The 11,720-nt window shown below is 72.5% G+C and carries 11 protein-coding genes and 1 pseudogene; 3 read left to right on the forward strand and 9 right to left on the reverse strand.

Annotated elements, in window-relative coordinates; genetic code table 11:
* Positions 1-8: 8 nt before the first annotated feature.
* Both NBZ85_RS19280 and NBZ85_RS19285 read right to left on the reverse strand, forming a co-directional pair.
* Positions 9-1,082, reverse strand: a complete 1,074-nt coding sequence (locus NBZ85_RS19280) for an LLM class flavin-dependent oxidoreductase (RefSeq protein ID WP_261558693.1) — start codon at positions 1,080-1,082, stop codon at positions 9-11.
* A 77-nt stretch (positions 1,083-1,159) separates the two neighbouring features.
* Positions 1,160-1,723 (reverse strand): hypothetical protein, encoded by a 564-nt coding sequence (locus NBZ85_RS19285; protein ID WP_261558694.1) that lies wholly within the window; start codon positions 1,721-1,723, stop codon positions 1,160-1,162.
* 303 nt (positions 1,724-2,026) lie between these two features.
* On the opposite strand from NBZ85_RS19285, the gene NBZ85_RS19290 reads away from it, so the two are divergent.
* Together NBZ85_RS19290 and NBZ85_RS19295 are read left to right on the forward strand one after the other, a co-directional pair.
* Positions 2,027-2,863: a patatin-like phospholipase family protein gene (locus tag NBZ85_RS19290; RefSeq protein ID WP_261558700.1), complete on the forward strand. Its 837-nt coding sequence runs from the start codon at positions 2,027-2,029 to the stop codon at positions 2,861-2,863.
* A gap of 17 nt (positions 2,864-2,880) precedes the next feature.
* Complete coding sequence (locus NBZ85_RS19295) at positions 2,881-4,011, forward strand: 1-acyl-sn-glycerol-3-phosphate acyltransferase (RefSeq protein ID WP_261558695.1); 1,131 nt, start codon at positions 2,881-2,883, stop codon at positions 4,009-4,011.
* A gap of 28 nt (positions 4,012-4,039) precedes the next feature.
* On the opposite strand, the gene NBZ85_RS19300 is transcribed toward NBZ85_RS19295, so the two are convergent.
* The 5 genes from NBZ85_RS19300 to NBZ85_RS19320 all read right to left on the reverse strand — a co-directional run bounded on the left by NBZ85_RS19300 (position 4,040) and on the right by NBZ85_RS19320 (position 8,740).
* Positions 4,040-5,116, reverse strand: a complete 1,077-nt coding sequence (locus NBZ85_RS19300; protein WP_261558696.1) for a hypothetical protein — start codon at positions 5,114-5,116, stop codon at positions 4,040-4,042.
* Positions 5,117-5,181: 65 nt separating this feature from the next.
* On the reverse strand, positions 5,182-5,667 hold the full coding sequence (locus NBZ85_RS19305) for a hypothetical protein (RefSeq protein ID WP_261558697.1): 486 nt from the start codon (positions 5,665-5,667) through the stop codon (positions 5,182-5,184).
* A 181-nt stretch (positions 5,668-5,848) separates the two neighbouring features.
* Positions 5,849-6,733 (reverse strand): hypothetical protein, encoded by an 885-nt coding sequence (locus NBZ85_RS19310; protein ID WP_261558698.1) that lies wholly within the window; start codon positions 6,731-6,733, stop codon positions 5,849-5,851.
* Positions 6,730-7,215, reverse strand: a complete 486-nt coding sequence (locus NBZ85_RS19315; RefSeq protein WP_261558699.1) for an OmpA family protein — start codon at positions 7,213-7,215, stop codon at positions 6,730-6,732. The genes NBZ85_RS19310 and NBZ85_RS19315 overlap by 4 nt, the downstream gene beginning before the upstream one ends.
* A 613-nt stretch (positions 7,216-7,828) precedes the next feature.
* Positions 7,829-8,740: a class I SAM-dependent methyltransferase gene (locus NBZ85_RS19320; RefSeq protein ID WP_498041251.1), complete on the reverse strand. Its 912-nt coding sequence runs from the start codon at positions 8,738-8,740 to the stop codon at positions 7,829-7,831.
* Positions 8,741-8,853: 113 nt separating this feature from the next.
* On the opposite strand from NBZ85_RS19320, the gene NBZ85_RS19325 reads away from it, so the two are divergent.
* Positions 8,854-9,054 carry a hypothetical protein gene (locus NBZ85_RS19325; protein ID WP_261558702.1) on the forward strand — a complete coding sequence of 67 codons (201 nt, stop codon included), beginning with the start codon at positions 8,854-8,856 and terminating at the stop codon, positions 9,052-9,054.
* A gap of 24 nt (positions 9,055-9,078) precedes the next feature.
* On the opposite strand, the gene NBZ85_RS19330 is transcribed toward NBZ85_RS19325, so the two are convergent.
* Both NBZ85_RS19330 and NBZ85_RS19335 read right to left on the reverse strand, forming a co-directional pair.
* Entirely contained in the window at positions 9,079-10,875 is a 1,797-nt protein-coding gene (locus NBZ85_RS19330) for a serine/threonine-protein kinase (RefSeq protein WP_261562350.1), read from the reverse strand.
* Positions 10,876-11,068: 193 nt separating this feature from the next.
* Positions 11,069-11,720, reverse strand: a pseudogene (locus NBZ85_RS19335) (serine/threonine-protein kinase); the annotation flags it as partial.

Here is an 11,720-nt window from a genome sequence, read left to right on the forward strand (position 1 = left end):
GGCCGGGGTCAGTGCGAGCGGGCCGCTCCCACCGGGGTGGCCGCCGACGCGGCCGGGCCGGCCTGCGCCAGGCCGCCGATCTCGGCGACCAGCTCGTAGGAGCGGATCCGGTCCGCCGGCCGGTGGGCATTCGTGGTGATCATGATCTCGTCGGCGTCGGTCACGTCGAGCAGGGCGTCGAGCCCGGCGCGGACGGTCGACGGGGAGCCGACGATGTGCGACGCCGTCGCGTTCTCGGCCGCGGCCCGTTCCTGCGGGGTCCAGGAGTGCGCGGCGGCCTCCTCGGGGGAGGGGAAGACGCCGGGACGGCCGCCGCGGATCCGCAGCATGGCCAGCCGGACGGGGGCGGCGAGCCATTCGGCGCGCTCGTCGTCCTCGGCGCAGACCACGGCAGCGGCCACGATCGCGTACGGACGCTCCCGGCCGGCCGAGGGGCGAAACGAGCGGCGGTACAGCTCGAGCGCCGGCACCGTGTTGGCCGGGCTGAAGTGGTGCGCGAAGGCGAACGGCAGGCCCAGCATCCCGGCCACCTGGGCGCTGTAGCCACTGGAGCCCAACAGCCAGATCGGCGGCACCTGAGCCTGCGGGAACGCGTGGACGCCGCGCATCGCGTGGTCGGCGGCGAACTCGCCGCCGGAGAGGAAGGTGGTCAGCTCGGAGAGCTGCTCGGGGAAATCGTCGACGGCGAGCAGCCCGGCGGTGCGCCGCAACGCCCGGGCGGTGGCAGGATCCGTACCGGGGGCCCGGCCGATCCCGAGGTCGATGCGGCCGGGGAACAGGGCACCGAGGGTGCCGAACTGCTCGGCGACGGCCAGCGGCGCGTGGTTGGGCAACATCACGCCGCCGGAACCCACCCGGATCGTGCTGGTGGCCGCGGCGACCTGGCCGATGAGAATGGACGTCGCCGAACTGGCGATGCCGGGCATGCCGTGATGCTCCGCCAGCCAGTATCGGGTGAATCCGAGCCGTTCGGCGTGCCGGGCGAGGTCAAGCGATCCGCGGACCGCATCGGCGGGCGTCGTTCCGCTGCCGACCGGCACGAGGTCCAGCACGGACAGGGGGACGCTGAGGGTCGGGTTCACGCGAGGTTCCAACGATGTGACGGGGCCGCGGTCTTCCCCGCCCGCCACCGCGGCGCCTGCACCGGTCGCGGTCATGGTCAGCCGCCGACCGTCTCCATGTAGTCCTCGGCAACCTCGTCGAGGGCATCGCTGGGATGGCCGAGTGCCATGCGCACCCGACGGCGCCCGACGAGCAGAAGGTCAAGCAGGAAGTCCGGCACCGGGGCCCGCTCGCAGCGGTGGTAGCCCATCGTGAACCAGATGTGGGCGTCCTCGAGCAGGCCGGCCTCCTCCAGGCTCTCGGCGACGGCCTCGTAGACGCCCGGATCGCCCAACTTCGCCGCTTTCAGCTCCGCCCGCAGCGAGTCGGCCTGCTCGGTCTGCCCGCTGCGCAGCAGTCCGTCGTGCAACCAGGCGCGGGGGTCGATGGGGCAGGAGCCGCCGTCAGCCACGGCGGCGCGATAGCAGCGGGTCGCCTCGCTCCAGTCCTCGGCGAGCCCGTACTGGCTGCCCGCATCGACGAGCAGGGAGGCCCGGGTGACCGTCTCGCTGTGGGCGGCGGGCTGCTCGGCCAGCGTCTCCAGGGTGGCCGCCGCCCCACGGTGATCGCCGTTGCCCGCTGCCTTGAAAACGATCTCATCCACGTCGTCGTCGGAAAGCATGCCGGTCATTGTCCCCGTCGGGGATCGTTTCCCGACGGGTGGGCGCCGGTGGCGTGGCTGCGCCGGTCGCGACCGGCGCGGACGGGAGTGGCGAAGACGATCCGGAACCGGACGGGTCGGCCGGCCCGGATCGGGGAAGGAGGTGATCGATCGCTGCCGCGAGCCGCGAGCGGTCGGTGCAGGACGGGCGGTTCGGCGGATGGGGTGTGGGTGGACGCGAAGGCGGCGGGTAGAGATGAGCGGCCGGGGCCCCGTCCTGGTCCGGGGGTGAGCGAGCAGGCGGCTGCGAGCGCCGAGGCGGGGGTGGCCTTCGTCCTCGGCGGGGGTGGCATCCTCGGCGCGAGCGAGGTCGGCATGCTCGCCGCGCTGTTCGACGCCGGCATCCTGCCCGACCTGGTGGTCGGCACCTCAGTCGGCGCGATCAACGGCGCCGCGGTGGCGGCCGAACCCGCGCCCGCCACGATCGACCGGCTGACCGAGCTGTGGTCACAGCTCGGCATCTCCGACGTGTTCGCGGGGGGCCCGGCCCGGCGGCTGGCCACCGTCGTCCAGCATGGCCACCTGCACTCCAACGCCCCGCTGCGCGCGCTGCTGCGCACGCATCTGCCAGCCGAGCCGATCGAGGACCTGCCGGTGCGGTTCCAGTGCGTCGCGGCGAGCATCGAACGCGCCGCCGCGCACTGGTTCGACCGCGGGCCGCTCGTCGAGGCGGTGCTGGCCTCCTGCGCGGTCCCGGCGCTGCTGCCGCCGGTGCGCATCGGCGAGGAGCACTTCATCGACGGCGGGATCGTCGACAGCAACCCGGTCGGGCGGGCGGTGGAGCTCGGCGCCCATACGGTCTACGTCCTGCACGTCGGCCGGATCGAACGGCCGCTGCGGCCGCCGCGCTGGCCGTGGGAGGCCGGGCTGGTCGCCTTCGAGATCGCTCGCCGGCGCGGTTTCACCGAGGCGATGGCCCGGCTGCCCAGCGGTGTCGCCGTCCATGTGCTGCCGGTCGGGGAACGCGGCGCCCCGCTGGTGCCGCTGCGCTACCGCTCCACCTCGGGTCTGAACCGGCGCATCCAGCAGGCCCGACAGGCCACCGCGGCGTACCTCGACCTCACCGCCGGCGGCCGGGCCCGGCCGCTCGATGTCTCCTGACCTGGAGGGCTGACGCCTTGGGCGTTCCACCGTGGGCGGTCCGCCGGTTCCTGGTCGACCCGCTGTTCGTGCCGTTGGCGGCGGCGCTGGCCGTGATCGGGGTGGCCGTCGCCGCGCTCGGTCTGCTGGCCGCGCCGGTCGACCGCCGGCTGCGGCTGTCGCGGGCGGCCCTGCTTGCCGCGGTCTACCTGACCGCCGAGGTGGTGCTGATCGTAGCCACGTTCGGGCTGTGGCTGGCCCGGCCGGCCCTCGGCGGACGGTGGGAGGCCGCGCACCTGTGGCTGCTGCGCCGAACGCTCGTCGTGCTGGTCGCGGCCGCCCGACGGCTCGTCGGGTTGCGCCTGGAGGTCACCGAGCCGCCCGCGGGGACGGTCGACGCCGGCTCGGGGCCCGTCCTCGTGCTCAGCCGGCACGCCGGCCCGGGAGACTCGTTCGTGCTCATCCACCTGCTACTTAGTCGCTACCGGCTGCTGCCGAGGGTGGTGCTTGTCCACCGGCTTCAGCTCGACCCGGCGATCGACATCCTGCTCGGCCGGCTCGGCGCCTGCTTCCTGCGTAACGACGGGTCGGACGACCACGCTGCCGCCCGGATCGGCGAGCTCGCGTGCGGCCTGGGTACCGACGAGGCATTGGTGATCTTCCCGGAGGGGGCGAACTTCACCCCGTCGCGCCGGCTGCGGCTGATCGCCCGGCTGCGGGCCCGCGGGCAGTGGGACCGGGCCGCCGTCGCCGAGGACCTCGACGCAGTCCTGCCGCCGCGGCCGGCCGGGGTGCTCGCCGCGCTCGCCACCGGCCGGATCGCCGCCACTGTGATCGTCGCGCATGCCGGCCTCGACGAGCTCAGTGCTCCGGGCGAGGTCTGGCGGGCGCTGCCGCTCGCGGCGCCGCTGCTGCTGCGCTGGTGGTGGGTGCCCGCGGCCGAGATCCCCGACTCCGAATCGGACCGGCGGCAGTGGCTCACCATGCACTGGGCGGTGGTGAACGCCTGGATCGGTGCTCAACACCAGCGCGCCCTCGACACGAGCCGGCCACCGGCGGGCGGCCCAGCGTCGCCGGCTGATCCGGTCAACCCCATGATGAACGCGCCTGCCGCCAGCCCCGCACCGAGTCCTACCTTGCCCTCGACCTCACCGGATCATTGCGGGTAGCGGCCAGCCAGGACCGGGTAGCAGCCAGCTACGACCGGCGGGCCATCTTGATGGTCTTCTCCAGCTGGTCGCGGTCCACCTCGGCGACCCGGCCGTTCGTCGGCATGGTCGGGATGTGGCCGCCGCCGAGCACCAGGTCGGTGGTGTGGCGCAGGCCCATGTCCTTCTGCTCGACGTCGAGGATGGCCTCCTCGACCCGGTAGAGCTTCTCGATCTGCGACACCTTCGCCTCGACCTGGGCGGCGACGATGCGCAGCCGGCGTTCAGCCTTGGCCAGGCGCCGTTCCAGCCGGCGGTCGACGATGTTCGGCATCGGCTCGTCGCGCTCCGTCGGGTCGTGCAGGTACAGCTCGACCGCCACGGCGACAAGCGGGATCAGCGCCTGGAACAGGATCACCGCGCCGCCGGTGCTCTCGCCGGCCGTGCCCTGGGTGCGCACGAGCACCCCGGCGATGGACAGCAGCAGGAAGATCGCCGTGGTCAGGGTCAGCGCCAGCGGGGACGACTTCGACTCGACGAGCTGCTCGCGGACATCGATATCGATCTTGAAACGGCCGGCGTCGGCGTCGGCGAGCATCTGCTTCTGGGCGCGGGCGAGGATGGACGCCTTGATCCCGTGCGCGAGCGCCACCCCGGCGATGAACACGGCGACGCCGAGCAGGCCGCCGAGCCACCATTCCGGGCCGTAGCCGCCGACGTCGGCGAGCACCGCGTAGGACTGCGCGAACACGTAGAAGTCCAGCGCCGCGAGCAGAGTCAGGACGACCGTGCGGGCCGGTCCCGCCAACGCCATCTGCGGGATGCGCTCCTGCACCCCGACGCTGCGCCACAACCGGCCCTGCTCGACCTTGTTCTTGATCAGCTCGGTCCGCCGTTCGCGGCGTTCGGCCCGAGAGTCGATCTCCATCCGAAGCTCGGCGATCAGCTCCTCAAGGGTCCGGCCGTCGGCCCGGACGGAGGCCCGGACCTCCTGGACCTCCGCCTCCTCCAGGCTCTTGAGGACCTTGGGGCGGGTTTCCGCGCCCGCCAGCGCGATGTCGGCGTCTCCCACCCGGCGGATGAGCTGCTTGGCCAGACGACCTGGCTGGTTTCCCCTGCGCAGCACCGTTTCAGGCTCCTACTTTTCCGGTGTCGGTCCCGATGGGCGGTTAGTGGATCGGGGATGGGCGGCTAGTCGATGGGGCGGGCGAAGGTCCCGCCGACGAAGCAGAGCATGGCGCAGACGATGCCGAGCACCGAGGCGACCATGGCCTCACGCGCCCCCTGCTGCTCGTCGCCGGAGAAGATCATGGTCAGTACGAGGGTGCCGACGCCGACGACGGCGCCGACGGTGCCGAGCATGAAACGGCGGGCGATCGTCTCCCGCGGCGGCAGGGTCGACAGCGCGTCGATCGGGGCGATCCGGCCGGCTCGAGCCCGGTTGCCCACCCGGCGCCGGATGTCGCGCAGCCGGAAGGTGTTGCCGGTGATGAAGAAGCTGAGCGCCGTCACGATCATCGATCCGGTGACGGAGACCTTGGCGAACGAGGACGACAGGGTCAACCAGACCCAGATCTCCAGCACCGCGAGCATGACCAGGCAGCCGGTGATCACAACCGTCGAGCGCATCAGGGCGGGGCTGAAGTGCTGGTCCTCGGGCTCGTGCAGAATGCCCATCGGTCGTCTCCTCGGCTTGGGTTCCACCGGCGCCATCGTGGCCAGCAGCGGTTCGGATGGATCGGCGTGGCGCGTGCCGCGGCGATTGCGGACGGGATGCTCCGGGAGCTCGAGCGTTGTCGCGGCGGGCGCGGGCGCGGGCGCGGGCGGAGGGACGGTCGGGACAGCCGGGATGGTGGAGCTAGCTGCAGTCACTGCTGATCCGTCGGCACAGTTCGCCCTTGAGGTAACGGGCGAGATCCTGCTGCGGCCGATCCGTCGCGCCCTCGTTGACGCCGAGGAACCGGACCCTGTCGTTCCCGACCGCGGTGATCTGCTGGGTTTCGAAGCACCGTTTCACCAGCGCCTCGGCGATGGGCGCGGACGCCTTCTTGCCGTCGACGTTGAGGCAGTCGGTGTCCTGACCGGTGCCGAGCAGGTCGCTCCAGACGAGGACGGTCACGTCGGTGACCTTTACGCCGGGCGTGGAGCGGACGGTGTTGAGCTCGTCGTTGATGCCGGCGAGCAGGCCCGTGGCGCTGCCCTTCGCGCTGACCCGCTCGGTCTGGACGACGTGGTCGATCTCCGTTCCGAGCGCCTTGGCGGCGGCGACCCGGTCCTTCTCCTCACGGCGGTTGTTGTTCCGTTTGATCTGGAACATGCGGTCGCCGTGGAAGCAGTCCGAGTACGTCATGGCCGCGCCACCGCTGGCGACCAGCCGAATGTAGGAGCCGTCCTTCAGCGCCGTGTCGAGGTAGGGCTGCACCCGGGTCGCGACGCGCTGCGCGGTCGCGGCCGAGTTGTCGGTCACGTCGAGCAGCACCAGCAGCAGCGGGGCGCCGGCCTTGGGCGTGGACTCCTGGTACTTGGAACAGTCGGGCGGGCCGTCCGCCTTGGACGCGCCGACCAGGCCGCCGGTGTTGCAGGCCGCGAGCATCGGCGTCGCCAGCATGGCTGCGGCCACCAGCATGGCCAGCCGGCCGCGCAGGTGGCGGCCCCGGCCCCGGTCCCGGCGCCGGGGCGCGGGTTTACCCGTCCCGGCTGAGCCCCGGGTCGCCGGTGGACAGGCGGAAACGTCGCACGTCATCGAAGCACGATCTCCACTCGGCGTCGGCTCGCGTCGGCGACGTCATCCTGCGCGCCTTGTTCGCCCCGGCCCTCGACATCCAGCACGGAGCTGGGGATGTTCTGCGTCGCCAGCCACGCCTCGACGGATTTCGCCCGCGCCAGCGACAGCTTCTGGTTGTCCTCGGTCCGGCCCAGCCCGTCGCTGTAGCCGATCACCGAGATGGGGCCGGGATGCTCGCGGATCGCGGGCAGTACCTGCTGCAACGCGGTCATCGCCTCCCCCCGTAGCTCGCTGCTGTTCGAGTCGAACAGGTAGTCGGCGCTGACCGTTGTCACCCGGCTACCGTCCGGCTGGGTGATGAACTTGCTCAGCGGCGGTAGCGGATCCGCTTCGACGGTGGGTGCGACCCGTGTTGCGTGCGGAGCCGGGGTGAACGAGGCGGTGCCGCCGCTGGAGGAGCACCCGGCCGCGAAGCCGAGCAGCGCCACGGCGAGCGCCACACTCGTGCACGCGCGAACCCCCGGATTGCCGCGCCTGAACGTGGCATCTCCGGGTGCGGAGTGAGCGTGATACACGGTCTGCCCCCAACGGCGAATGCGGGGCCCACCATAACGGGGGGGATCGGGGTACCTCCCCGCGCCCTAGGGCGTTGTGTGCACAGTGGGACAACCTGTCGTCGCGTTGAGCGGAGTGTTCCTCACTCGCCGCGTGCACGCTGGCCGGCGTTCGTGTTCGGGGCTCCGGCAGTTCGCCGGCGGAAGATGTTCAGACAGCAGGCGACCCCGGGGTTCTGAGCGGGCGCCCGCTCAGAACCCCGGGGTCGCCCGGGTGCGCTGTCGCTACGAGATCGTCGCTATGAGATCAGTAGCGAGTACCGGTGGTGGTCGAGGAGGCGTTCCGGCTCCGCCGCCGCCGCAGGCGTCGCAGCCCGCGCGCGCCAGAACGGTCCGCCTGGTTGACGTCGTGCCGAACTTCGTTCCGCATTCGACGCAGAATCTTCATGGTGTTGCCTCCCCTTCGTCGGTCTCCGGTCCGATATTCATGCCATTTCCGGCTTATCCGGTGCCGCCTGAACACGGTCTGCCCGGCCTCGGTGCCTTAACACCTACCGGGTCACGAAAGCTGGCGGGCCGTCGGCCGGCTCGTGACGAAGATGGCGGTGGAGGGCACGTACCTGCCGCGTACCGGCCCCCACTGGCCCCAGGTCCGCTCCTCGCCCGCCGGCCATTCCGGCTCGATGATGTCGTGCAGGATCAACCCGGCCGCGACGATTTCGCGGACCCGGTCGCCGATCGTGCGATGCGTCTCCGTGTAGATCGCCTGGCCGGAGTCGTCGTGCTCGGTGTAGGCGCGCCGGTCGAAGTAGCTGTGGAACACCCGCAGCCCGTGCTCGTCCGGATCGTCCGGCAGGCACCACACGAACGGATGGGTCGTCGAGAACACCCAGCGCCCGCCGGGCCGCAGCACCCGGGCGATCTCCCGCATCACCGCCCCGCTGTCGGCCACGAACGGAACCGCGCCGAACGCGGAACAGGCCACGTCGACGCTCTCGTTCGCGAACGGGAGCGCGACGGCGTCGGCCTGGACCAGCGCCACCTCGATGCCGGTGCTGGCCGCGTAGGCGCGGGCCTGGGCGAGCTGTCCGCCGGACAGGTCGAAGCCGACCACCCGGGCGCCGTGGCGCCGCAGCCACCGCGCGCACTGGGCACCGCCGCAGCCGACCTCCAGGACTGTGCGGCCGGCAACATCCCCGAGCAGGCGGAGCTCGGACTCGCGCAGCCCCTCGGGGCTCCAGCAGAAGTCGCTGTCACCGAGGAAGGCGCCGTGTTCGGCCTGGTAGTCCGCGGCCGCGTCGTCCCAGTAGGTGCGGCTGGCCCGCCGCGCGGTGTCGGGGTCTATATCGAGGTATCCGTAGGCGGGCGGCTGCTGATCGTCGGCAATGCCCTCGATCGCGTCCGCACTGTTGATCATGTCTGCGCTGTCGGTCGCGCCGCCGGTCGCGGCGGCGTCGTCTGGACTTCCCACGGTCGTTCATGCTGGCATCCGCGCATGCGGTGGCGCCCGCCGGGGCGTGAGCACTCGCCGCGTGCCGGCCTCGCTGATGTGCCGGCCTCGCTGACATCACTGATGGTTCGGAGCTGGCCCGGGCCGTCGGCATGGACAAGACCACCTGCCAGGCGATACTGCTCGCCCTCGTCGAGGCGGGGTTTGTCCATCGCGATGACGGGCGCCGCACGTACGCGCTGGGTCCCGCGGCGCTGGCGGTCGCCGCCGGCGGCGGAGACCGGGCGCGGCTGGCCCGGCTCACCGCGCTGACCGGCGGCCGCCGGCCGGACTGAACCGGCCTGGTGGCAACCGCCGGTTCAGTCTCCGCTGTGGCTGACCGCCGCGCCGATCACGGCCCGATCCTCGGCGATCGTGATCGGCGTGTAGACGACCGTGCCGATCGGCTGCGGGTCGACGAGGCGTCCGCGGCGGCTCTCCCCGACCAGCCGGGCCCGGCCCTCCAGCGAGCCCGCGCCGACCTCGTGGTCGGCCGGTCCGAACGGGCCGGTGCCGACCAGCCCGGCCTGCGCGGGGGCCTCTGTCGCGTAGATCCGGACGACGGCCCCGGGTACGGTCGTCCACCGCAGCACGGTCCCGCCGAGGGTGGCGCGCGCCTCCAGGTCCAGCACCGGCCGCGGCCGGGTGACGACCCGGACCACCACCTCCGCGGCTCCGGAGGGGGCCAGCGCGTCCGAGCCGTCCGACCCGGCCGCCCACACCCGGTAGCGGTAGACCGCGCCCGGTGCCGTGTCCTCGTCGAGGAAGTAGCCACCGGCGCCGCGGAACCGGCGCTTCGCCCCCGACAGCGGTGAGGTTTCGGCGAACGTCCGCTCGATCATCACCTCGTCGCGCTCCGGCATAGGCCGCCAGGACAGCGCGACCGCGTCGCCGGACATGCCGGCCCGCAGCGCGGTGACCGGCGGCAACAGCGTGCGGGTCGGCGTGCGGACCGGCGTCGAGCGCAGTCGGCCCGAGGGGTCCGTGACCATCGCGACCACCTCGTGCCAGTGCGGAACGCCCCGGGGCGCCCCGGCGTCGAACAGCTCGGTGCCGGTGGTGATGCCCAGGCCGCGTTCGCGGCGACCGTTCGGTGCGGACGGATCCTCGAGCACCCGCGACACCCGGTAGGACGCGCCCGGGGTGACCGACGGCGCCCAACGCAGCAGCACCGCGCCGTCCTGCTCCACCGCGGTGAGCTCCGCCGGCGCCTCGGGGAACTGCGTCGGTGGCCGGTCCGGGGGCGGCTGGCGGCTGGTCCGGCCGGCCACCCGGGTCGCCTCGTCGCAGTCGTCGATACCGCCGACCGGTGTGCCCGCGCCGGTCGGACTCCAGCTGCGAGACGGGGCGGGATCCTTCGCCAACAGACCGTCGAGCACCTGGGCAAGGGCGCCCGCCCGCGCTGTCGGGGCGGGCGGGTACAGCAGGATGGCGGCCAGCATCGCGCCGAAGCTGTCCCGCTCGAACGGCGGGTGACCCTCGACGGCGAAGTACAGCGTGCCCCCCAGGCTGAACAGGTCCGCCTCGAAGGTCGCCGGTCGGTTGTCGAGCCGTTCCGGGGCCATGTAGAGGGGCGTTCCCAGTACGCCGGTGACCGTGAGGGTCGGATCGCCGTCGCCGGTGGCGATGCCGAAGTCGGTGAGCACGACCCGGCCGTCCGTCCCGATCAGCACGTTGGACGGTTTCACGTCGCGGTGGACGATGCCGTGGTCGCGAGCGGCGACGAGCGCGTCGAGCATCGCGACCCCGATCCGGGCGACCTCGGCGACGGGCAGCGGGCCGTCGTCTCGCACGACCTCGAACAGGGATCGGGATGGCACGAGCTCCATCACGATCCAGGGCAGGCCGTGCTCGAGGACGACGTCGAGGATCGTGACGACGTGTGGGTGGCCGCGCAGTTTCGCGGCGTGCCGCGCCTCGCGCATTGCACGCTCCACCCGGTCCGCCCGCTCGGCGCCCGCGACGCCACCGGCGAACTCGATCTCCTTGAGCGCGGCCTCGGTTTCCAGGACGGAATCGAAGGCACGCCAGACGGTGCCCATCGCACCCGCACCCAGACGCGCGACGAGTCGATATCGGCCCGCCACCACGCGGTTGCCTTCCGGAACGGCAGCCACGACACCCCCTTGGCTTCGTCCATTGTCGCAGGCCAGCATCCCAGGTGAACCGAAATATCATGACCGGCGCCGGGCCACCGTCCAGCACCGGCCGCAATGCCCGCGTTGATCTGCGCCTTTGCCGCGGCGTCATGGCGTGGATCACCCGCGATGCCGGCACCGGCGGCACCGCGCCCCCGGCGACCCGCCGGCGTCAGGGCGCCGGGCGTAACAGGGGCCGTCCGGCATTGTCGACGTCCTGAACCGACGTCTGCGGGTTGGCGACCGAACCCTCGGCCGGCGGGTCCGATGGCGTCTCCGGGCGCGGGCCGATGGTGGCCGGCAGAGGCGGCAGAGGCGGCAAGGGCGGCGAGGGCGGCAACATGACGAACGCGCAGGCCGCGGCGACGATCAGGGCGACCACCACGCACAGCAGCACCCGGCCGGGTTCGTCGACGTCGAGGGCTCGGGCCAGCAGTACCCCGCCGCCGGAACCGACGAAGGCGGCCAGAACGGTGATCACGACACCGATCGCGCGCTTGCTCAGGAACAGCATCTGGGCGCAGATCACGCCGGTGACCATGGCGGCCGCGGGGCCGAGGACCGCGTGGCCGGCCCGGGAGGTTCCCGCCATCCAGACCCCGAACGCACCGATGAGCCCGCCGGCGGCGAGCAGTGCGAGCAGCACCCCGGCCGCTGGTCGGACCGCCGTGGGCGCGGCCGGTGGGGCGAGGCGTTCATCGGCGGCGGGGTCGTTCCCGGCAGATGGCGAAGGCGGGTCGATGGCCGGGGACGGGGGACGCAGGCGCTGCGGATCGGTGTTCGGATCCGGCCGCGGTGAGGGGGCCGGATCCGAACACCGATCC

Source organism: Frankia tisae (genome assembly GCF_025403405.1).
In the GTDB taxonomy this organism is placed as follows: Bacteria; Actinomycetota; Actinomycetes; order Frankiales; family Frankiaceae; genus Frankia; species Frankia tisai.

What these genes read in the sequence shown, in the direction of transcription:
- NBZ85_RS19310 (WP_261558698.1), bottom strand. Translation starts at nt 6,733, where the DNA reads ATGACGTGCGACGTTTCCGCCTGTCCACCGGCGACCCGGGGCTCAGCC.
- NBZ85_RS19305 (WP_261558697.1), bottom strand. Translation starts at nt 5,667, where the DNA reads ATGGGCATTCTGCACGAGCCCGAGGACCAGCACTTCAGCCCCGCCCTG.
- NBZ85_RS19285 (WP_261558694.1), bottom strand. Translation starts at nt 1,723, where the DNA reads ATGCTTTCCGACGACGACGTGGATGAGATCGTTTTCAAGGCAGCGGGC.